General features: G+C 58.3%; 16 protein-coding genes. 8 read left to right on the top strand and 8 right to left on the bottom strand.

Annotated elements, in window-relative coordinates; translation table 11 throughout:
* Positions 1–101 precede the first annotated feature (101 nt).
* On the top strand, positions 102–1,040 hold the full coding sequence (locus tag Q1K31_RS10400) for an oxygenase MpaB family protein (RefSeq protein ID WP_300379187.1): 939 nt from the start codon (positions 102–104) through the stop codon (positions 1,038–1,040).
* Here Q1K31_RS10400 and Q1K31_RS10395 read toward each other — a convergent pair.
* From Q1K31_RS10395 to Q1K31_RS10385, 3 genes are all read right to left on the bottom strand, one after another.
* A complete protein-coding gene (locus Q1K31_RS10395; RefSeq protein WP_300379186.1) occupies positions 1,021–1,632 on the bottom strand; it encodes a TetR/AcrR family transcriptional regulator C-terminal domain-containing protein in 612 nt (203 codons plus the stop codon). The two genes, Q1K31_RS10400 and Q1K31_RS10395, sit on opposite strands and share 20 nt — an antisense overlap.
* Before the next feature lie 83 nt (positions 1,633–1,715).
* Positions 1,716–2,906 (bottom strand): alanine racemase, encoded by a 1,191-nt coding sequence (locus tag Q1K31_RS10390; RefSeq protein ID WP_300379185.1) that lies wholly within the window; start codon positions 2,904–2,906, stop codon positions 1,716–1,718.
* The gene (locus Q1K31_RS10385; RefSeq protein ID WP_300379184.1) at positions 2,907–4,217 is read right to left on the bottom strand and encodes a D-arabinono-1,4-lactone oxidase; all 1,311 of its coding nucleotides are present in this window, start codon (positions 4,215–4,217) and stop codon (positions 2,907–2,909) included.
* 364 nt (positions 4,218–4,581) lie between these two features.
* On the opposite strand from Q1K31_RS10385, the gene Q1K31_RS10380 reads away from it, so the two are divergent.
* Both Q1K31_RS10380 and Q1K31_RS10375 read left to right on the top strand, forming a co-directional pair.
* The gene (locus Q1K31_RS10380; RefSeq protein ID WP_300379183.1) at positions 4,582–5,694 is read left to right on the top strand and encodes an efflux RND transporter periplasmic adaptor subunit; all 1,113 of its coding nucleotides are present in this window, start codon (positions 4,582–4,584) and stop codon (positions 5,692–5,694) included.
* Entirely contained in the window at positions 5,691–8,819 is a 3,129-nt protein-coding gene (locus tag Q1K31_RS10375; protein WP_300379182.1) for an efflux RND transporter permease subunit, read from the top strand. The genes Q1K31_RS10380 and Q1K31_RS10375 overlap by 4 nt, the downstream gene beginning before the upstream one ends.
* 3 nt (positions 8,820–8,822) lie before the next feature.
* On the opposite strand, the gene Q1K31_RS10370 is transcribed toward Q1K31_RS10375, so the two are convergent.
* Genes Q1K31_RS10370 through Q1K31_RS10360 form a run of 3 tightly spaced genes read right to left on the bottom strand, consistent with a single transcriptional unit; the run spans position 8,823 to position 12,569 of the window.
* A complete protein-coding gene (locus Q1K31_RS10370) occupies positions 8,823–10,604 on the bottom strand; it encodes a sodium:solute symporter family protein (protein WP_300379737.1) in 1,782 nt (593 codons plus the stop codon).
* A gap of 4 nt (positions 10,605–10,608) precedes the next feature.
* Positions 10,609–10,875 carry a DUF4212 domain-containing protein gene (locus tag Q1K31_RS10365; protein ID WP_300379181.1) on the bottom strand — a complete coding sequence of 89 codons (267 nt, stop codon included), beginning with the start codon at positions 10,873–10,875 and terminating at the stop codon, positions 10,609–10,611.
* Positions 10,876–10,922: 47 nt separating this feature from the next.
* A complete protein-coding gene (locus tag Q1K31_RS10360) occupies positions 10,923–12,569 on the bottom strand; it encodes an alpha-glucosidase (protein WP_300379180.1) in 1,647 nt (548 codons plus the stop codon).
* Positions 12,570–12,736: 167 nt separating this feature from the next.
* Between Q1K31_RS10360 and Q1K31_RS10355 the strand changes: the two genes are divergently transcribed.
* The 5 genes from Q1K31_RS10355 (at position 12,737) to Q1K31_RS10335 (ending at position 17,822) form a co-directional block, all read left to right on the top strand.
* Complete coding sequence (locus tag Q1K31_RS10355; RefSeq protein WP_300379179.1) at positions 12,737–14,065, top strand: cytochrome P450; 1,329 nt, start codon at positions 12,737–12,739, stop codon at positions 14,063–14,065.
* 149 nt (positions 14,066–14,214) lie between these two features.
* Positions 14,215–15,156, top strand: a complete 942-nt coding sequence (locus Q1K31_RS10350; protein WP_300379178.1) for a hypothetical protein — start codon at positions 14,215–14,217, stop codon at positions 15,154–15,156.
* Positions 15,157–15,177: 21 nt separating this feature from the next.
* Entirely contained in the window at positions 15,178–15,525 is a 348-nt protein-coding gene (locus tag Q1K31_RS10345) for a TraR/DksA C4-type zinc finger protein (RefSeq protein ID WP_300379177.1), read from the top strand.
* A 146-nt stretch (positions 15,526–15,671) separates the two neighbouring features.
* Positions 15,672–16,907 (top strand): GGDEF domain-containing protein, encoded by a 1,236-nt coding sequence (locus tag Q1K31_RS10340; RefSeq protein ID WP_300379176.1) that lies wholly within the window; start codon positions 15,672–15,674, stop codon positions 16,905–16,907.
* 120 nt (positions 16,908–17,027) lie between these two features.
* On the top strand, positions 17,028–17,822 hold the full coding sequence (locus Q1K31_RS10335) for a crotonase/enoyl-CoA hydratase family protein (protein WP_300379175.1): 795 nt from the start codon (positions 17,028–17,030) through the stop codon (positions 17,820–17,822).
* 139 nt (positions 17,823–17,961) lie between these two features.
* Here the strand turns inward: Q1K31_RS10335 and groL are convergent, their stop codons facing one another.
* Both groL and groES read right to left on the bottom strand, forming a co-directional pair.
* Positions 17,962–19,590: a chaperonin GroEL gene (groL, locus tag Q1K31_RS10330; protein ID WP_300379174.1), complete on the bottom strand. Its 1,629-nt coding sequence runs from the start codon at positions 19,588–19,590 to the stop codon at positions 17,962–17,964.
* Between the two features lie 38 nt (positions 19,591–19,628).
* Positions 19,629–19,943, bottom strand: coding sequence for a co-chaperone GroES (groES, locus tag Q1K31_RS10325; RefSeq protein ID WP_300379173.1), 315 nt, complete (start codon positions 19,941–19,943; stop codon positions 19,629–19,631).
* Between the last annotated feature and the right edge of the window lie 85 nt (positions 19,944–20,028).

Below are 20,028 nucleotides of genomic sequence, written 5' to 3'. Positions count from 1 at the left end.
TCGGTTGCCGGGCCTGGAGGGCAGACTCCAGGTCCGGTAGCCGCTTTTTAGGGGCCGCTGGCCGCCAGTATGCTAGTCTTGCGACATGGGAGGTCGCCGACATGGAGAATATGCAATCCTATCTTGGCTGGAAAATCGACTATACGGTGCCACCGGGTGAGCCGGCTTATGCCGCACCTGACTCGGTCTCCTGGCAGGTTTTCAAGAATCCCGTTGCTCTCGCTATCGGCGGTGTCGCAGCTGTCCTTCTGGAATTTGCCGATGCCCGCATCCGCTCCGGGGTCTGGGATCATTCAGTCTTCAAGACAGATCCGATCGGGCGCTCTCAACGCACCGGCACGGCTGCCATGGTTGGCGTCTATGGACCGGCCAGCGCCGCCCGGCGTGTAATCCAGGGCGTTACCAACATGCACGCCAGAGTGGAAGGCACTACACCTGGCGGAGAAGCCTACAAGGCGCTTGATGTTGAACTTCTCGACTGGGTCTCCGCCACGGCCAGCTATGGATTCATGACGGCCTATGACCAGTTCGTGAAACCGCTTTCCCATGACGAGAAGTGCCGTTTCTATGAAGAGGGCGAACCGGTAGCCCGGCTTTACGGCGTTCAGGACCCTGTGCGTTCTCCAGCCGATTTCGACAGGATGCTGGGCAGGCTCCTGCCACGCTTCGAACCACACGAAATCAACACCGAGTTTCTCGATATCATCAAATCAGGCCGCGCCGTGAAAGCCGTGCCGAAGTCACTTCAGGCAAGCCTGGCCAATGCGTCTGTCTCCATCCTGCCGTCCGATGTACGAGAGGTTCTGGAACTCGGCCCGGAATATGATCTCTCACCCCTGGCCCGAATGACCCTCAGATCAATCGGGCGGATAGCCGAACACGTCCCTGTAAAAGGCTCTCCCCCGGCCGACGCTGCGCTGCGTCTCGGCCTGCCATGGCGCTTTGCCTGGAAAAGCCCGAAGGTACGCCAGCGCATCCTGCTCGATATGGAAATGCGTGGCCAGGAAACTGGCACCCTTCCTACTTCTCAGGCGGAGTGAACTCCAAGGGGGAGAACCTGCTTGCCAGTCCATCCAGGATCAGCGACAGGCCATATTCGAATGAGGCCTCGCTCTCGTCCTGCGTGGCCGCCTGGCCAACAGCAGCATATACCTGTTCCTGCAGGGCGCTGCCAACTGCGTAACGTCTCAGCGCAAGCAGGGCATAGGTGCTTTCCTCGTAAGTGAGCCCGATACTTTGCAGAAAAGCCGTGTTCGCCTCGATACGTCTGGCTGATGCTTCACCAACCGGGCGCACACGCGCCATGACACGGGCACCATCCCGGCGGGAAAGTGCCGTCCTCCGGATACCCCGGGTCCCACCGGCCAGCCACTTGCGCCAGTTGAAGTTCTGCCGCCCGGTATCGATGATATCCAGGCATTCATCGAACAGGGCTGAGCACATGGCGTCGAGCAGCTCATCCTTGTTGCTGAAATGCCAGTAAAGCGATGCGCTCTTGATACCGAGGTCGGCTGCAAGGCGCCGCGTGCTCAACCCGTCCAGGCCGGTCTCATCAAGCAGGGCAAGAGCTGCCTCGACAATCCGTTCGCGATTGAGCGGTGCCTGTTCGGCCACATTGGATCCCTGTCGCACATTTTCATCCTCGCCCATGACAGCAGTGTCACCCGGCTTTTGCCGTCACGCAAGACTGACTCTGCGTCATGAGAAAAGCGAGTTCAGGCCGATGCGGGAAACACTTCCCAGTGGTCAACAATCTGCCCATTCTCGAAAATAGCTATGTCGCCGAACTGAAGAAAGACTGCCTCAGACTGCGTCGGGCGCAGGAAAACGAAATCATCAGGGACGATTGCCGTGTCGCCCGGCCCCGTCAGCATCTGCTGGTTGCTGGACCGGCCATACTTGTTGCTCAGCACCAGACCTTCCGGCCAGACCGGCTCGGCCATCCAGTTACCACCAAAAGTATAGACTGTTCTTGTATGGCCCTCTGGCACTTCCGGCTCGCGGCCCGGCAAGAAATCAAATCCGGCGACATTTACGCCATCCAGAACCTTCAGGGCCGGAGTGGCGATGAAGCTCGCCGGCAGATGATCCTCGAGCAGGTCGGTATCGAAATCGGTTGGCTTGACGAGGACAGAGCCAGCCGAAATCTCGTTTGCTAGTGAGGTATCCCCGTAAAGACGATAGGTGGGGCTACCAGCTGTATTCAGCGTCAGATTCTGGACCGCTGCCACACCATCACCACACCCTGACAATACCTTGGCACGGGCGTAAATATCCCATGCATGTTCGATGACCTTTCCACGCAATCCGCCCTTCTCCGGCATCTTGGCGATATGCGGCTCATAGCCCATCAGGCCAGAGAAGGTGACATGGTTTGAGGTCTTGATCGCTTCGACCGCGTCTCGCAGGCGCTCATCGGCTTTAAAGCCGCCACGATGCAGGCCAACATCGAGTTCGAGGACCAGATTGAGCGGTGTCGAAAGGTCTTTCGCAAGCTCGATATATTGCGACAGCCGTTCAGGCGTATCGATCAGCCACTGAACCTTCGCCGTTCTATCAGCCTCTTCATAAAAACGGCGCGCGGCGGCCACTGGCATCGGCTTGCCAAGCAGCTGATCTGCCTCCGGCATCTCGCGTGCGATCTGGAGCAACATCTGGAGATTGAAGGTCATCAACCGGTCTGTGCCTGTGCGCGCTCTGATATGATGCAGGAGCGGCATGGACGGCAGCGACTTGGCGACGATCCGGTAGCCCATGCCTTCTGGAAGATGGCCGGTAAGCGTATCGATGTTCCGGATGAGCCGTGCCCGGTCGACGATAAGGGTCGGCTGGGCAATACCAGCCTCTGAAAGCGCGGACGAAAGCGACGCAAAATAGGCTTTATCAAGCTCCAGGGACATATTCATCTACCAGCCCTCCACACCGAAAAGCCCGGCCAGATAGGATGACAGGAAGCGTCCTTCCGGATCAAGCCGGTTCCGGATACTGCAGAACATCTCAAACTCCGGATAAAGCCCTGAAAACTGACTATATTTCAGCCCATGCAACTTACCCCAGTGCGGGCGTCCGCCAGCCTCCCTGAACAAGGGTTCTATCTCGGAAAAGAAGAAGTCGCACTCATCTTCATGATAGGCGTGAACCGCAATGGAGACGCGCCCGCCATCGTTAAAGGGGCTGAGCCAGATATCATCTCCGCCCGTACGGCGCACTTCGATGGGGAAAAAGACATCCGGACGTGTCTTCTCGATCTGCCGGACCACCTCCTCAAAGACCGGCAGCGCGTCATCTACGGGCAGGTGGTATTCCATCTCGTTGAAGCGAACATTGCGCTGGCTGGCGAGCAGCTCCCAGCTATTGCCAACCACGTCCTCGCCCTCGAAATTCTCGAAAGCCGCACCCAGAAACCCACGCCGGCCGTCCATGTCAGATCCGGAATAGTCGCGTGCCCTCTTGAGGCCGAGCACAGCCTCATCATCATCCTGTTCAGGTCTGGGGGTCGGCTCTGCATCTGTCTCTTCATGCGAGATCGAAATACCGTAGCCGGAAAATGGCACGTAGAAGAACTCATAGTTTCGCCTGGCCTGCCATCGCCCATTGGCCTCTCGCACAAGCGTCTCCAACGGTTCAGCCCATGTCGTGCGGTGAAGACGATAGGCGTCGACGAGTTGAACCTCGGCCTCGACCAGCACACCAAGCACACCAAGAGAGACGCGGGCCGCATTGAAGACATCCGGCTCTTGCTCCCTCGACACAGTCAGCAGCCGCCCATCTGCCATCATCAGTTTAAGTGCTGTGATTTCGGCCGACAGACACGGTAACTCTGCGCCTGTGCCGTGCGTTGCCGTCGAAACAGCTCCAGCCAGCGACTGGACGTTTATGTCGCCAAGGTTGCGGAAAGCCAGACCATGCCGCTCAAGCTCAGGCGAAAGATCTCTCAGCCGTGCTCCGGCATTTACCCAGGCACGTTTCTTCTGACGGTCGACACTATGCACAAGCCCCATTGCGTCGAGCTGGACAAGAGTGCCGTCGGTTGCACAGAGTGGGGTGAAGGAGTGACCGGCTCCGACCATACGCACGGGACCGGCACCCCCCGTAACGAGAGCGGCAAGCTCGTCAGTGTCATGCGGCATGGCAACCGCCTCAGGCGTTGCACGCTGGTTGCCCGACCAGTTCCTCCATGTCGCGGCATCGCCGCGGCCTTGTATTTCTTGCGGCAAGCAGATCCCCCGTTTCCTCTATTCCGGTCAGACTATAAGCCCGGCCAGCTCAAGATGTCACGTAGACGCGAAATGTAAGCAATCATCTATTTTAAAAAGCCAGCAAACCGCTCTGGGATTGCTGATTTCATGCTGCTTTGAACCCCATACGGTCCACCCATTTCAATGCAGAAAAATATTAGGATACTCTTCGACGGAAAAGCTGGTCTCATCCGTTTCATGCCTTAAGTGGTGAAAAAAGCAGATTGCCGCTACGTTATACATTCGGCGTGTGGGTGTCTCAGACAGCCACAATAAGATACACGAAATGTAATTGTCGTAGCGACAGTTTAAGACCTCGAAACGGCCCGCACAGGGAGTATGTGTGAAACCTTTTCAGTTGATATCATTGGGCCTGCTCACGATCGCAGGACTAACAGCCTGTCAGGGCGAGGAAAGCACGCCCGAGCCCCGGCAGGCGAGCGAACGCGCTGTCCAGATTGTGCCGCATCAGGTTCAGTACGTGACAGAAAGTACGCGCGTGGAAGCCGTTGGTACTGCGCGTGCCCGTTCGACAGCAGCGATATATCCCGAAACTGCCGGTGAGGTCGTCAGCATCAACTTCAGCGCAGGCGATAAAGTCGGCAAGAACCAGATCCTGCTCCAGCTAGAGGCACGCTCCGAGCGCCTCGCCGTCAAGCAGGCAGAGGTGTCCTTGCGTGAGGCCGAACGGCTGATTGAGCGCTATGATACGGTCTCCACGCCTGGTGTCATTGCGGGAAACGAAATGGACCGAGCCCAGGCTGCTTATGACAATGCACAGGTCCAGCTCGAGATCGCGCAGGAAAATCTTGGTGACCGAACTGTGCGGGCCCCTTTCAGCGGGTATGTCGGCCTGACCGATATCGACCCCGGCGCACGCATTACCACAGATACTGAAATCACCCGGCTGGATGATCGCGAAGTCCTGTTTGTAGACTTTCCAGTCCCGGAGCAGACATTCGGCCGTATCGAGGCTGGCGACACGCTTGAAGTTGAGCCGTTCTCCAATCCGGACGTCAGTTACGAGGCGGAAATCCTGACGCTGGACAGCTCCATCGACGCCGGCACACGCGCTTATACCGTCCGCGCGGCAATTGATAATTCCGAAGACAGGCTGCGCCCGGGCATGAGCTTCCGTATCGGTTTCGAACTGCCCGGACAGGATTATCCGGCGGTCCCTGAAGCCTCGATCGTATGGGGCGGCGACGGCGCGTTTCTATGGGCAATCGAGAACGGCCGGGCTGAACGTGTTTCCATCACGATCATAAGCCGTGATGAGGGAATGGTTCTGGTCAAGGCGGATATTGCCGAAGGCAGCTGGATCATCGAGGAAGGTGTCCAGAAAATGCGGCCCGGCATCCCTGTGGAAACACCTGAACGCACCGATGCCGTGGCCAGGTCAGATACACAGGCCAGTACGACAGGAGGCGGCCCGGCGTCGCCAGCCCTGCCATGATCCCGCCGGGCTCCGGACTGCCCGGGCTTTCGGTACGCCGCCCCATGCTCGCGGCGGTACTCAGCTTGCTCATCGTGATTGCGGGCATGGCCGCCATACTGGGCATCGAAGTGCGCGAACTCCCCGATGTCGACCGGCCAGTCATTTCCGTTCAGGCAACTCTGCCCGGCGCCGCGCCTGAAACCATAGATGCTGAAGTCACCAGCATCATCGAGGGTGCCGTCTCGCGCGTGTCCGGCATCAACGAAATCCGATCCTCGAGCGAAGAAAACAATTCGCGCATGCGGATCGAGTTCAATCCGGGCATTGATCTGGATACAGCCGCTTCGGATGTTCGTGAAGCCGTCAGCCGTGTGACCCGTGAACTGCCCGACAGGGTGGAAGATGTCTTCGTAACCAAGGCCGACAGCCGCGGTGAAGCTGTGCTGACACTCGCTGTCATAAGCGATGCGTACAGCGAGGAAGAACTCACCCGGATCATCACCAATGACATCATTCCGGAATTCCTGGCGATTAATGGTGTGGCGACGGTGCAGGAATTCGGCACACGTGAACGCCAGATGCGTGTGGTGGTCGACCCACTCCGGCTCAGCCGATTTGGCCTGACCATCACCGATGTCGCCGACGCATTGCGCCAGGCCCCATTCGACGTGCCTGTTGGCAGCTTCCGCTCTGAAAGCCAGGAACTGATCGTACGCGCAGAGGCAACCGCGGCAACGCCGGAGTTGATCAAGGACATCTACATCGAAGGCAATACGCGCATTGGCGATGTCGCTGAAGCCGTGCTTGGCCCGGCCGATGCAGAAAACTTCCTGCGCCTCAATGGCAATCCGATTATCGGGCTTGGTGTGATCCGGCAGGCAACGTCCAACACGATCCAGATTTCCGAAGCCGCGAAACAGAAGGTCGAGACGCTCAATGGGCGGCTTGATGATATCGAACTGCGTGTGACGTCCGACGAGGCGGTGTTTATTGAGCAGTCCGTCGAAGAGGTCCTGACAAGCCTCGCGATCACCGTAATGATTGTGGTCGCCACGATCTGGCTGTTTCTGGGGTCTGCGAAGGCGACCATCATTCCCGCCGTTGCCATACCTGTCTCATTGGTTGGTACGGTCGCCGGCATCTGGCTGCTGGGCTTTTCAATCAATCTTCTGACGCTTCTGGCCCTCGTGCTCGCTACAGGCCTGATCGTCGATGATGCCATCGTGGTGCTGGAGAACATCCAGCGCAAACAGGGCGAGGGACTGCGCCGGCGCGCCGCCGCCGTTATTGGCGGCCAACAGGTCTTCTTCGCCGTCATCGCCACAACGGCTGTCCTGGTCGCTGTCTTCGTGCCAATTTCCTTCCTGCCTTCGACGACGGGCCGCCTGTTCCGCGAGTTCGGCTTCGTCATGTCACTGTCAGTTATCATTTCCTCTTTCGTCGCGCTGTCACTCGCTCCGGCGATCGCGTCAAAGTTCCGTTTCATCGAGCGTGACCCTGAAGACCGCAAGGACACACCTCTGGAAGCCTTTGGCCGCAAGATCTCGCATGGGTATGGAAACGCGCTTAAAGTCTGTCTCGCGCATCCCCTGATCGTGGTCTTCGTCTCTCTGCTGGCAGCGGGGGGCGCCGGCTTTCTTTTCCTTACCCTGCCCAAGGAGCTTGTCCCGCCGGAAGATCGCGGCGTTGTTGAAGTCTTCGCGACAGGGCCGGACGGGGTCGGGCTTGCCTATATGGAAACCGAGGCCGATGAGATCGAAGCCATCCTCCAGCCCTATGTCGATGATGGCACGATCGAGAACCTGTTCACCGTGGTAGGCCGCTACGACCCCAACCGTATCGGGATCACGGCACGCCTTGCTCCCTGGGAGGAGCGTGAACTGAGCCAGCAGGACCTGATCGAGCGGCTACAGGGCCCCATGTCGGAAATTCCCGGATCGCGCGTTTCTGTCTTTGGTCGCTCCAGCCTCGACAGTGGCGGCGGAAACCGTGGCGGGGGCCTCGAAGTCGCTTTGACCGGCAGCACCTATGAAGAAATCTATGCCGCCGCCCGGGATATATCGCTGGAGATCGAGGACAGCCCCATCCTGTCGAATCCCGAAATCTCCTACCAGCCAACCCAGCCGCAACTTTCGCTGCAGGTGGACCGGCGCCGGGCCGCAGACCTGAATGTGCCACTGGACAAAATCTCTGTGACCCTGCGGGCCATGGTCGACGGCGAAGACCTGATCGACCTGAACGTCGATGACCAGGCCATACCGATCATCCTGGAATCGGAAACAGGTGCAATCCGTGATCCGGGCGACCTGAACAACCTCTTTGTGCGCTCCAGCAACGGCGACCTTGTTCCCCTCTCGATGCTGACCAGCCTTACCGAGGAGGGCGTTGCCGCCGAACTCGACCGCACCGAACAGCGCCGGGCCATTGAGGTCGAGATGGATATCGAGCCTGGCCTGCCGCTTGCGCAGGCAATTGCCGAGATGGATCGACTGGCTGACGAAAACCTGCCACAAGGCATCAACATGGTGCTGCAGGGTGAAGCGGCAACTCTTGAAGAGAGCAATCGCGATCTTGCGATCACCTACGGTTTTGCGTTTGTCATCGTACTGCTCGTACTTGTGGCCCAGTTCGAAAGTATCACCAGCCCGGTCATCGTCATGCTGAGCGTGCCTTTCGCCCTGGCCGCAGCGGTCTATGCCCTCTTCCTGACCGGTGTTTCGCTGAACATCTATTCGCAGATCGGCCTGATCATGCTGATCGGCCTGATGGCCAAGAATGGTATCCTGCTCGTGGAGTTTGCAGACCAGCTCCGCAGCCATGGCCGGACTGTGCGTGAGGCCGTCTACGAGGCTGCCACGATCCGCGCGCGCCCGATTACCATGACGCTGATCTCAACCGTGCTCGGGGCCCTGCCGCTCATCCTTTCGACTGGAGCAGGTGCTGAATCGCGTAACTCCATCGGCTGGGTCGTGTTTGGTGGCCTGGGCCTTGCCGGGCTGTTCACGCTTTTCCTCACGCCGGTGATCTATCTTGGCATAGCCCGACTCTCGTCGGCCCGTGCTGTAGAGACCCGCGCCCTGGAAGATGAACTGCGCGAGGCTGATGAGCAGCAATCCCGGCAGAACCAGCAACCCGCAGAATAATATCTACTCTGCGGGTGCCATCTCCGTGTCGCCACCGTCATGGGCCGCCCGGGTGCCAGGCACCCGTATATCCTCGACAAGCTCCTGGATTTCATCTGGCGGGGCTTTCGTTACCAGCGCGGTAACAACACCAACAATAAGCGCCAGCCACATGAAGACGAAACCTATGCCCTCTGGCGACACACCGAAAAGCCAGTTCGACGGATCCGGATCGACGAACTTGAACCAGTAGATATAGCCGAAGGTGGTGATGAGCCCCGTAGACATGGCTGCAATCGCCCCCTCCTTGTTCATCCGTTTCCAGAAGATGCCGAGGAAGATGACCGGGAACAGCGAGGCGGCTGCCAGTCCGAAAGCGAACGCGACCACCTGCGCGACAAAGCCGAGATTGTTGGAAAAGACACCGAGCAACCCGGCCGCTACGACAGCACTGGCCGCCGCTAGCCGCGCGACGCGTAATTCATCCTTGTCCGTCATGCCTTTGAACAGGGTTCGCCGGCAGAGGTCGTGACTGACAGCTGACGAGATCACCATCAATAGTCCGGCAGCCGTCGAGAGGGCCGCCGCTAGCCCGCCAGCCACAACGAGCCCGATCACCCATCCGGGCAAGTCCGCGATCTGGGGATTGGCCAGCACGAAAATGTCATTGTCTGGGGAAACCTCGTTCTCCACACCATCAGGCGCGTTCGGCCCACGATACTGCATGACGCCGTCGTTATTCCTGTCCTCGAACTCCAGAAGGCCGGTCGCTTCCCAGTCCTTGTACCAGGCTGGTACCGGCTTGCCGCCGTCCGCCTCGATCTCGGCAGCACGCTCGGCATAGTTCTCTTCGTCAGAAATGTAGGTCGACTCATTGACCGTATCGACGAAGTTGATCCGGGCGAATGCGCCGACTGCCGGGGCAGTGGTGTAAAGGATCGCGATAAAAACAAGCGCCCACCCGGCAGAAATGCGCGCCGCATCGGCACTTTTCACGGTAAAGAAACGGATGATGACGTGCGGAAGTCCGGCCGTGCCGAACATCAGTGCGGCGGTGATGCAGAAGACATCCGCCATTGATTTGTTGGTCTGCGTGTACTCGATGAAACCAAGATCGGTGACGACAGTGTTGAGCTTCTCCAGCATGGAGATGCCCTCGCCCTGCGCCTCACCGATAAAGCCCAGTTGCGGGATGGGATTGCCAGTGATGATGAGCGACATGAAGATCGCCGGCACCGTATAGGCGAAGATCATTACACAGTACTGGGCGACCTGAGTGTAGGTGATCCCCTTCATCCCGCCGAGCACGGCATAGAAAAACACGATCACCATGCCGATCACGATACCCAGCTCGAACGGCACGCCAAGGAACCCGGCAAAGGCCACGCCGACGCCCTTCATCTGGCCCGCAATATAAGTGAAAGACACAAACAGCGCGCAGATTACCGCAATGACGCGTGCGGTTGTCGAATAATACCGGTCGCCGACAAAGTCAGGCACCGTAAACTTGCCGAATTCTCGCAGGAAAGGTGCGAGCAGCAAGGCGAGCAGCACATAGCCGCCCGTCCAGCCCATCAGGTAGACCGAACCGCCGTAACCAAGAAAGGCGATGAGCCCTGCCATAGACAGGAAAGACGCCGCCGACATCCAGTCAGCTGCCGTTGCCATGCCGTTCACCGTGGGATGCACACCATGGCCCGCGACATAGAAATCATTAGTCGACCCGGCCCGCGCCCAGATGGCGATGCCGATATAGAGCCCGAAAGTCGCTGCAACGAAGAAATAGGTCCAGAAAGTCTGATCCATCACTCTAGCCCTCCACGCCGTATTTCTTCGCGATACGCCGCATCGCCAGACAGTAGATGAAGATCAGGAGGACGAAGACATAGATCGCGCCCTGCTGGGCAAACCAGAAGCCAAGCGGCGCCCCGCCAAGCATGAACTGATCGAGAAAGCCCCTGAGCAGGATGCCGGCACCATATGAAACAGCGAACCATATGACGAGCAGGCTGATCGTCAGACGAATAGTTGCCCGCCAGTAAGCCTTACGGTCCGGCCTGCGTGTCTCGTCGGCCATGAAATGCCCTCCCCTGATCATGTTCTTTTCAGGGAGGCTAGAGAGACTTAAGGCCCAGGAAAAGACCTGTCTTCGCGGACCGCCCAATAACCGGACCAGCGCGCAAGCCTCGATGGCAAAGGCCTACCGGCTTTCTCAGCGCCTTGCTCGGTCGCAATCACGCGCCATTGGTCTGCCTGCTCAGGCCGCCATTCGGCTGCGTCTGCTTCTATATTGAAGACACAAAGCACCCCGTCACCGGCAACCTCCCGCTCATAAGCAAGCATGCCTTCAGACACATCGATGAAGCGTTGGGTTCCGTGCCTCAAGGCCGAAATACCGTGACGCAGACGCACCAGTTCACGCGTTATATTCAGGCTTGAAGCAGAATCATCTTCCTGAAGATCGGCAGACAGACCGGCATGCCCCGGATCGAGAGGGAGCCATGGTGTCCCACTTGAAAAGCCGGCGTTATTCGCATCCGCCTTCCACGGGATTGGCGTGCGGGCCCCGTCGCGGCCCAAGGTACGCGGCCAGTTCGCTATGGCTTCAGGGTCTTTCAGATGCTCGAACGGCACGTGGGCCTGCGGCAGGCCCAGTTCTTCGCCTTGATAGAGAAAGACATTCCCCCTCAGCGAAAGCAGTAACAGGAGCAGCATGTCAGCAGCCTGCTTGCGGTCCTCTGGCGCGGCCCAGCGCGATACCGCCCGCGGCGCGTCATGATTAGAGAACGCCCAGCTCGGCCAGCCCTCGCCGTCTGCGCCTGCCCATTGCTCCAGCGAACGCTTCACCCGCGCCGGCGACAGGCTCTGGGCATAGAGAAAGTCGAAATTATAAGCCGAATGCAGGCGCGCCTCGCCTTCGGTGAAGGCCTTCATCTCCGCAATGGCATCAGCGCCGACCACTTCGGCCACGCTGAACGTCTCGCCCGCCCTTTCCAGTTCGGTGCGCACCCGCTCCAGAAAGGCCGGGATTTCAGGCTGGGACATACTGTTTGTGTGAAGCTGCATGTCGAAGGGGCGAGTCACCTTCTCCATCGGCACACCGGAAGGCGGATTATCGGCCAGCGACCGGTCATGCATCGCGAAGTTGATCGCATCGAGACGGAAACCGTCAACACCCCGGTCCAGCCAGAACCGCGCGACCTCAAGCAGCGCGTCCTGTACCTCTTCATTATGCAGGTTCAGGTCTGGTTGCGAGACAAGGAAATTGTGCATGTAGTATTGTTGTCGCCGTCCATCCCACTCCCAGGACGGCCCGCCAAACACTGCCTGCCAGTTGTTTGGCGGCGAGCCATCCGGCTTCGGGTCAGCCCAGACATACCAGTCAGCTTTCGGACTGGTGCGGCTTTCCCGGCTCTCGGTGAACCAGTCATGCTGATCGGATGTATGGGACCATACCTGGTCGATGACGACTTTCAGGCCGAGCCCATGCGCCGTCTCGATCAGCCGGTCGAAGTCCGCGAGCGTCCCGAACATCGGATCGACGCCACAATAATCGGCAACGTCATAGCCATAATCCTTCATGGGCGAGGTAAAGAAGGGCGAGAGCCATACCGCGTCCACGCCCAGTGAAGCGATGTGCGGCAACCCTTTGATGATCCCCTGAAGGTCACCGACCCCATCACCGGTCGTGTCGCGGAAGCTGCGCGGATAGACCTGATAGATCACCGCGCCCTTCCACCAGGGCTCATCCTTATTGCCTATTCCTGACATCACATGCCTCGCATATTGAACGCCCCTCCCAGTTCCGCCCGAATGGCTGTCCGGATCAAGCCTGAAATGCGGCAACTTGGCGTTGCGGCAACGCTTCACGCGCGTCGGCTTTTCTGGAACACTAAGGTTTATAAATAGCGGCAAAAAAGCCGATGGGAGGAACCAGAATGCTTGCCAATGTCAGCGAAACCGCCGTCGAGGAAACAGACCTTCACAAGGGGCACAAACACCCGCTTGCCTTCGATGCAAAACCTGCTGCAGACCTGACAGACCTAGACCTGTTCACACAAGGCCAGCCTTTCGATGCTTTCGCCACCATGCGTGAAACTGCTCCTGTCTGCTGGCATGATGAAGAAGAAGGTGCCGGTTTCTGGGCCCTGACCACCTACAGGGATGTCCGCGAGACGGAGCTTAACACGAAGGTCTTCTCTTCGCAGAAAGGCGGCATCCTCATGAACTATGGCAGCGCGGATGCGCGCCACCCCCTGCTCCACCGCGCTTCGCTGGACACCATGATCTGCCTTGATCAGCCTTACCACATGCCACTCCGGCGTGAGCATATGCCCTTCTTCAAACCGGGTTATGTCGCCGACCTGCAAAAACGCGTCGATGTAAAGATCAAGAGCCTGCTCGACGACATGGAAACCAAGGCAAAGGATACGGGTGGCCCGATCGACATGGTGGAAAGCTTTTCCGCCGAGCTGCCACTTTTCACATTGTCTGAAATCCTCGGCATCGCCGAAGCTGACCGTCCGAAACTCGTCAAGTGGATGCACTATCTCGAGACAGCCAGCGACACGATGCGCAAGGGCGACGAGATGGACCCGGAACTGTTTGGCGCTTTTGTCCAGAATGTCCTGGAAATGTTCGAGTATGGCAAGGAAGTGCTACAGGCGCGCCGCAAGGACCCGAAAGACGATCTGCTTACCTCCATCGCCCATGCCGAAGTTGACGGTGAGCGCCTATCGGACGAGATGCTTGACGGATCCTGGCTGCTGATCGTTTTTGCGGGTAATGATACAACGCGCAATTCCCTGTCCGGTACGATGAAGCTCCTCACCGAGTTTCCTGAACAGAAACAGAAGCTTGTTGATGATCCTTCACTCATCACCAATATGACGCATGAAGCCATTCGTATGGTCTCTCCTGTTATCTATATGCGCCGCACCGCAACAGAGGACGCCGAGATACATGGCCAGAAGATTGCCGAGGGTGAGAAGGTCGTCATGTATTACGGCGCGGCCAATCGCGACCCGGCAGTCTTTACTGATCCCGACCGCATGGATGTAACCCGCGCAAACGCAAAGGATCACCTTGCTTTCGGCATGGGCCCTCATGTCTGCCTTGGCCAGAGGGTCGCAAACATGCAGCTTGAAGCTGCTTACCGGCAGATACTCGCACGCTTTCCGAACGCTGAATGGACGGGGGAGATCGATATTGCGCCGAACAATTTTGTTCACGCTATTTCACGGCTGGATATCGATCTGCGCGTCTGAGGCAGGCAAAAGACCCGGTTTTCGTTGACTTTGAAACAATGGGGGCGCTACCCTGATTTAATAGATTGGGACACTGCAAATGTGAGCATTCTGGGAAATCCGACCAACAGGCCGACGGCTCTCGCCGTTCAATCTCCTTGTGCTCCCTCATGACTGCAACCCTCACATCCAGAACCTCTGATATCCGGCCCGCTCCACTTCGTACGGAAGGCCCTTTTACCGTTGGCAGCTGGTACGTCGCCGCGACAGTTGCAGAGGTGCCTGAGCGCGGAAAAGTGGAGCTTTCGATCTGCGGACAAGCGGTCTCCTTCTGGCGGGAAAACGGAGCGATCAGGGGCCGCGCAGCTTCACAGCCTGACGAGACGCTCGACGTGCGTTGCACAGAAGATTTGGTCTGGATTTATGTGAGTTGTGGGCAGAATGGACCCGAGTCACCCAGGATCAATGTTCCTGAATTTGATGGTCCGAAAGGTCGTGTCCGCTTCATGGAAAAGGTCGAGATTCCGGCTCATCAGGACGACGCCATTTATGGACTGCTGGACCCGGCACACACACCTTTCGTCCATCGCTCCCCGATCTGGCGTGGCAATGGCCAGCTGAAACGCAAGAAGAAGAACTTCGAACCGAGCGAACTTGGTTTTACGATGAAGCCGCATGCGCCTGTGAACAGCGACATCTACAAGCTTATTGGCGGAGCGATCTCAGTCACCATCGAGTTCAGGCTGCCTGGCCTCAGGGCGGAATATATTTCCAACGCGAAGCACACGGTTCTGGGGCTTACAGCACTTACGCCCAAGGATGAACGCCACACGACCCTGCGTCAGATATTTTACTGGGATACGCCTGTACTGAACCTGCTCAGACCTTTCGCCCGTATGGTGGCGCGGCCTTTCCTCCAGCAGGATGTCGATATCATGGCACTTCGCCGCCAGAACGAGCCCTGGGCCAATGGCAAGGGCATGCTTGTCGGCGATTCAGACAAGCAATTTCTCTGGTACCTCCAGCTCAAGAAAGAATGGCAGGCAGCCGGTTATTGCCCTCACACATTCGACAATCCTCTCGAGTCGGCGACCCTGCGCTGGCGGACGTGACTGGCAACTGTCGAGCGATTGATGTCCGATCACGATCCCGAAACGCTGAGGCATGAGTTCGAACCGCGTATACGCACCGAACTTGATGAGCTGAAATCCTTGCGTGATGCCGCACAAAGCGACCGAAAACCTGTAGAACTCGACCAACAAAGCGTTGGACGCGTTTCGCGCATCGATTCACTTCAGGTACAGGCAATGTCAAACGCCGCTGAAGCTCGCCGGCAGCAACGCGCGCGTGCTCTGGAAGCAGCGCTGGAGAGAATGGCGCAGAAAGAATTCGGTTACTGCACAGACTGCGGAGAGCCTATCGCATACGGCCGGCTAAGAACCGACCCGGCTGTGATCCGTTGTATCAATTGTGCGAGCTAACAACATGAAATAGCGAGGGACCGGTCAGCCGCACCCGGTTTAGAGTGTCGTTTCTGGCGAATTTGGAAGAGAGCTTTAAGCATTGGTTCGCCTATGACTGGTATCGACCTGGTCAAGGTAGGAACCTTGAAGGTGGGGCAGCGAAATTGGATAGTGGAGCCTTTCTCGGGCTGATCGTACCCGCAGTTGCTGGCTGCATGTGTGCGATCTTTTTATGCTTCTGGCATTATAATCGCCAGGACAAGGCTGCGCTTCTCTTTTCTGTTGCCTTCCTGATGTGCACATCAGGCTTTGTCCTCAACCATTTCATCCTGGCCAAGGACTCCCTGGCGAACGGTATTGTCCACAATGCTTTTTATGTAGTCGGGGTCTATCTTCTGGCTGTGGGGATATCGACCGCATTCCACCGGACAGTTCCTCGTAAAATGCTTGCGGCCCTCGCCATAGCCAGTGTCGGGGCTGCAGCTTGGCTTACGCTGGCGCACCAAGGCCTTAGCAGCGAACGCATTATCACGACAAACATGATCCACGGCATCATGTTCATTATCCTCACGTTCAGCATCTGGGGGATCTGGCGTAAAAACTGGACCGGCACGGCGGTTTACGCCTCCCTATGGCTCTGCATCCTTAATCTCATGTTCGTTTCCCCGGTGACGGTTCTGGATATCAACGTCACGGCCGAGGGCTTTTTCGATACCGTTTACTGGCGTTCGATGAATGCGATTACAATACTTTCCGCCCTGGCTTTGGGCGGCAGCCTGATTGCGGTCTGCGCGATGCAACAGCTTAACGCGCTGCGCCATGATGCGGAAAATGACTATCTGACCGGGCTGAAAACCCGCCGCGCCTTCGAGGAATCGGCACGCACCTACTGCGCCTCCCGCTCCGGAGAGGTCGCAGCCAGCATCATCCTGATGGATATCGATCACTTCAAGGTTTTCAACGATGAGTACGGGCACACAATGGGAGATGCCGTCATCAGCGCTTTCGGAAGGTTCCTCTCACAGCAGACCCGCAAGGCTGACCTGGCCGGGCGTGTCGGCGGGGAAGAGTTCTGCCTGCTTCTCCCAGGAACCGGAACAACCGGCGCACGCCAGCTTGCGACTCGCCTCAAGGACGAGCTTAGCGGCCTGACGGTTCCCGGCCTGCCGGAAACGGCACGTATTTCCGCCAGTTTCGGTGTTGCCGAGCTTGGCGCTGCCACGATGTTCGATGAAGTTTATACTGTTGCAGATGCAGCGCTTTATGCCGCCAAGAGCCGCGGACGCGACCGGGTCGTCTGTGCCGAACAGCCAGTAGATGCGGGCTGGCCGATACGCCGTGAAAAGCTCTCCTCACCGCCACAAGCAAAACGGCAGGCAAGAAGACGGATCGCGTCCTGAATTATCGGCCTGCGCAAGACCTCCGCAACATCACAGACATACTCGCCTGACCCAAGGTGAGACTTGTCGGCGTGGCGTCCACATGCTCTCTGAGGCCAAACAGGTAGCAGGAGGATCCCCATGTCGGACAAGCCAGAAAGCGTTGGAAACGAAGTCCTTTACGAGGTGAAGGATCATATCGCCGTTGTCACGCTCAACCGCCCTGACAAGCGCAACGCCGTCAACGGCGCAGTGGCCTCGGCGCTGGGCTGGATCTGTGAAGAGACCGAACGCGATGATGATGTACGCGTCTGCATCCTCACTTCTTCGCTGGAATCGACATTCTGTGCCGGCGCCGATCTCTCGGAAATCTCCAAGGGTAATGCGCGCGCCCTCTCGACCAAGGAAGGCGGCTTTGCCGGCTTCGTGAAATATCCGCGCACCAAGCCGTGGATCGCGGCCGTGCGCGGCAATGCACTGGCAGGCGGCTGCGAGCTGCCGCTGTCCTGCGACATGATCGTGGCGGCGGATAATTCCCGTTTCGGCTTGCCGGAAGTGAAGCGCGGGATTTTTGCCGGTGCTGGCGGTGTCTTCCGTCTGCCCCGGGCCCTGCCCCGCAATGTCGCGCTGGAAATCGTCGCAACAGGCGACCCGATGCCGGCCGAGCGGATGTACCAGCTGGGTCTCGTCAACCGGATGGTCGCGTCGGAAGAAGTGCTTGGTGAAGCGCATGAACTGGCGAAACAGATCGGCGTGAATGCCCCGCTGGCGGTCCGCAAGAGTCTCGAAGTCGCCCGCCAAGCCTATGACGGGACCGAGGAGGACCTCTGGAAAGCTTCCAACGAAGCTTCGGCCATCGTTTTCTCCAGCGAGGACGCCAAGGAAGGCCCGCGCGCCTTCCTTGAAAAGCGCGCACCGGAGTGGAAGGGGCGGTAGAGAGCCCCGCCACCCATGGTTAGCGGAGTCGAACCATGAAGTCGTGCTCGCATCGCAGATTATAAAAAGGGCGGCCCGCATGGAGCCGCCCTTTCTTATTTGGTTTTACCACTGCCTCGGCCTTCCAGACCTTTGCAGCCTAGAAGTCCATATCGCCCATGCCGCCAGCCATTGCGCCCGCGGAGGCCTTCTTCGGCAGTTCGACGATACCGGCTTCCGTCGTGATCAGGAGACCAGCCACGGACGCAGCGTTCTGCAGGGCAGAGCGGACAACCTTAGCCGGGTCGATCACACCATTCGCCACGAGGTCTTCATAGACTTCGGTACGGGCGTTGAAACCATAGCCACGGTCTGTCTTCGCCATCACGTTTGCGACGACGACTGAGCCTTCCAGCCCGGCATTCTGGGCGATCTGGCGGACCGGGGCTTCGAGCGCACGGCGGACGATATCGATACCGGCCTGCTCGTCATCATTGAGACCCCTGGTCGTAATCGCACGCGAGGCACGCAGGAGCGCGATACCGCCGCCCGGCAGAATGCCTTCCTCGACAGCTGCGCGGGTCGCGTTGAGCGCGTCGTCGACACGGTCCTTGCGTTCCTTCACCTCGATCTCGGTGGCACCGCCGACCTTGATGACAGCAACACCGCCAGCGAGCTTGGCAAGGCGCTCCTGGAGCTTCTCCTTGTCATAGTCGGAGCTGGAGTCCTCGATCTGCTTCTTGATCTGGCTGACACGGGCTTCGATGTCGGACTTCTCGCCCGCACCATCGACGATGGTTGTGTCATCCTTTGCAATGGCCACGCGCTTTGCCGTGCCAAGCATATCGAGAGACACGTTTTCCAGCTTGATGCCGAGGTCCTCGGAGATGACCTGGCCACCGGTGAGGACAGCGATGTCCTGCAGCATGGCCTTGCGGCGGTCGCCAAAGCCAGGGGCTTTCACGGCCGCGACCTTCAGGCCGCCGCGCAGCTTGTTGACCACCAGCGTGGCGAGCGCTTCGCCGTCGACATCTTCAGCGATGATCAGCAGCGGGCGCTGGCTCTGGACGACATTTTCCAGAACCGGCAGCAGGCTTTGCAATGAGGAGAGTTTCTTCTCGTGGAGCAGGATATAGGGCTCTTCCAGCTCGACCGTCATCTTGTCGGCATTGGTTACGAAGTACGGGCTGAGATAGCCGCGGTCGAACTGCATGCCTTCAACGACGTCGAGTTCGGTCTCGAGCGACTTGGCTTCCTCGACCGTGATCACGCCTTCATTGCCGACCTTGTCCATCGCCTTGGCGATCATGTCACCGATCTCGGTATCGCCATTCGCGGAAATCGTGCCGATCTGGGCGATTTCCGAGTTGGCGGAGACCTGTCGGGCATCGGCCTGAATATGTGTAACGACGTCTGTAACTGCCTTGTCGATGCCGCGCTTGAGGTCCATCGGGTTCATGCCAGCGGCAACGCGCTTCATGCCTTCCCGAACAATCGCTTGGGCCAGCACGGTGGCTGTCGTGGTGCCGTCGCCTGCGACATCGTTCGCCTTGGAGGCAACTTCGCGCAGCATCCGTGCGCCCATATTCTCGAACTTGTCCTCAAGCTCGATTTCCTTGGCGACCGTGACACCATCCTTAGTGGAGCGCGGGGCGCCGAAGGACTTCTCAATGACGACGTTACGGCCCTTTGGACCAAGCGTGACCTTCACCGCATTGGCGAGGATATCGACGCCACGCAGCATCCGCTCACGGGCATCGGAACTGAAAACAACCTGTTTGGCTGACATGTCTTGTATACCTTGAAAAAGGATTTGGGGATAAGCGCTTAAGCGGCTTTCTGAGCGGCCGCGCTGGCTTCGATGATACCGAGAATGTCGCTCTCTTTCATGATGAGCAGATCCTCGCCATCGATCTTCACTTCGGTGCCGGACCACTTGCCGAACAGCACGCGGTCACCGGATTTCACCTCCAGCGGGATGATTTCATTATCATCACCGCGTGCGCCGGAGCCGACGGCGATGACTTCGCCTTCCTGCGGCTTTTCCTTGGCGGTGTCGGGGATGATGATGCCACCCGCAGTCTTTTCACTCTCTTCAATGCGACGCACGAGAACGCGGTCGTGGAGCGGACGGAATGACATGGCTGATGCCTCCTGATTTGACAGATATGGTTTTGTTGAAACATGGCCGTCAGCAGCCTTCGGGTGAGGTTTTGGCACTCGCACC

The organism is Henriciella sp., assembly GCF_029936995.1.
GTDB lineage: Bacteria > Pseudomonadota > Alphaproteobacteria > Caulobacterales > Hyphomonadaceae > Henriciella.
This window is presented reverse-complemented; position numbering and strand designations above follow the sequence as displayed.

Bases quoted from the DNA above. Each gene is read 5' to 3' on its own strand.
- groES (WP_300379173.1), bottom strand. From the start codon at position 19,943: ATGTCATTCCGTCCGCTCCACGACCGCGTTCTCGTGCGTCGCATTGAA.
- Q1K31_RS10360 (WP_300379180.1), bottom strand. From the start codon at position 12,569: ATGTCAGGAATAGGCAATAAGGATGAGCCCTGGTGGAAGGGCGCGGTG.
- Q1K31_RS10355 (WP_300379179.1), top strand. From the start codon at position 12,737: ATGCTTGCCAATGTCAGCGAAACCGCCGTCGAGGAAACAGACCTTCAC.
- Q1K31_RS10375 (WP_300379182.1), top strand. From the start codon at position 5,691: ATGATCCCGCCGGGCTCCGGACTGCCCGGGCTTTCGGTACGCCGCCCC.
- Q1K31_RS10400 (WP_300379187.1), top strand. From the start codon at position 102: ATGGAGAATATGCAATCCTATCTTGGCTGGAAAATCGACTATACGGTG.
- Q1K31_RS10370 (WP_300379737.1), bottom strand. From the start codon at position 10,604: ATGGATCAGACTTTCTGGACCTATTTCTTCGTTGCAGCGACTTTCGGG.
- Q1K31_RS10390 (WP_300379185.1), bottom strand. From the start codon at position 2,906: ATGAATATGTCCCTGGAGCTTGATAAAGCCTATTTTGCGTCGCTTTCG.
- Q1K31_RS10350 (WP_300379178.1), top strand. From the start codon at position 14,215: ATGACTGCAACCCTCACATCCAGAACCTCTGATATCCGGCCCGCTCCA.
- groL (WP_300379174.1), bottom strand. From the start codon at position 19,590: ATGTCAGCCAAACAGGTTGTTTTCAGTTCCGATGCCCGTGAGCGGATG.
- Q1K31_RS10345 (WP_300379177.1), top strand. From the start codon at position 15,178: ATGTCCGATCACGATCCCGAAACGCTGAGGCATGAGTTCGAACCGCGT.
- Q1K31_RS10335 (WP_300379175.1), top strand. From the start codon at position 17,028: ATGTCGGACAAGCCAGAAAGCGTTGGAAACGAAGTCCTTTACGAGGTG.
- Q1K31_RS10365 (WP_300379181.1), bottom strand. From the start codon at position 10,875: ATGGCCGACGAGACACGCAGGCCGGACCGTAAGGCTTACTGGCGGGCA.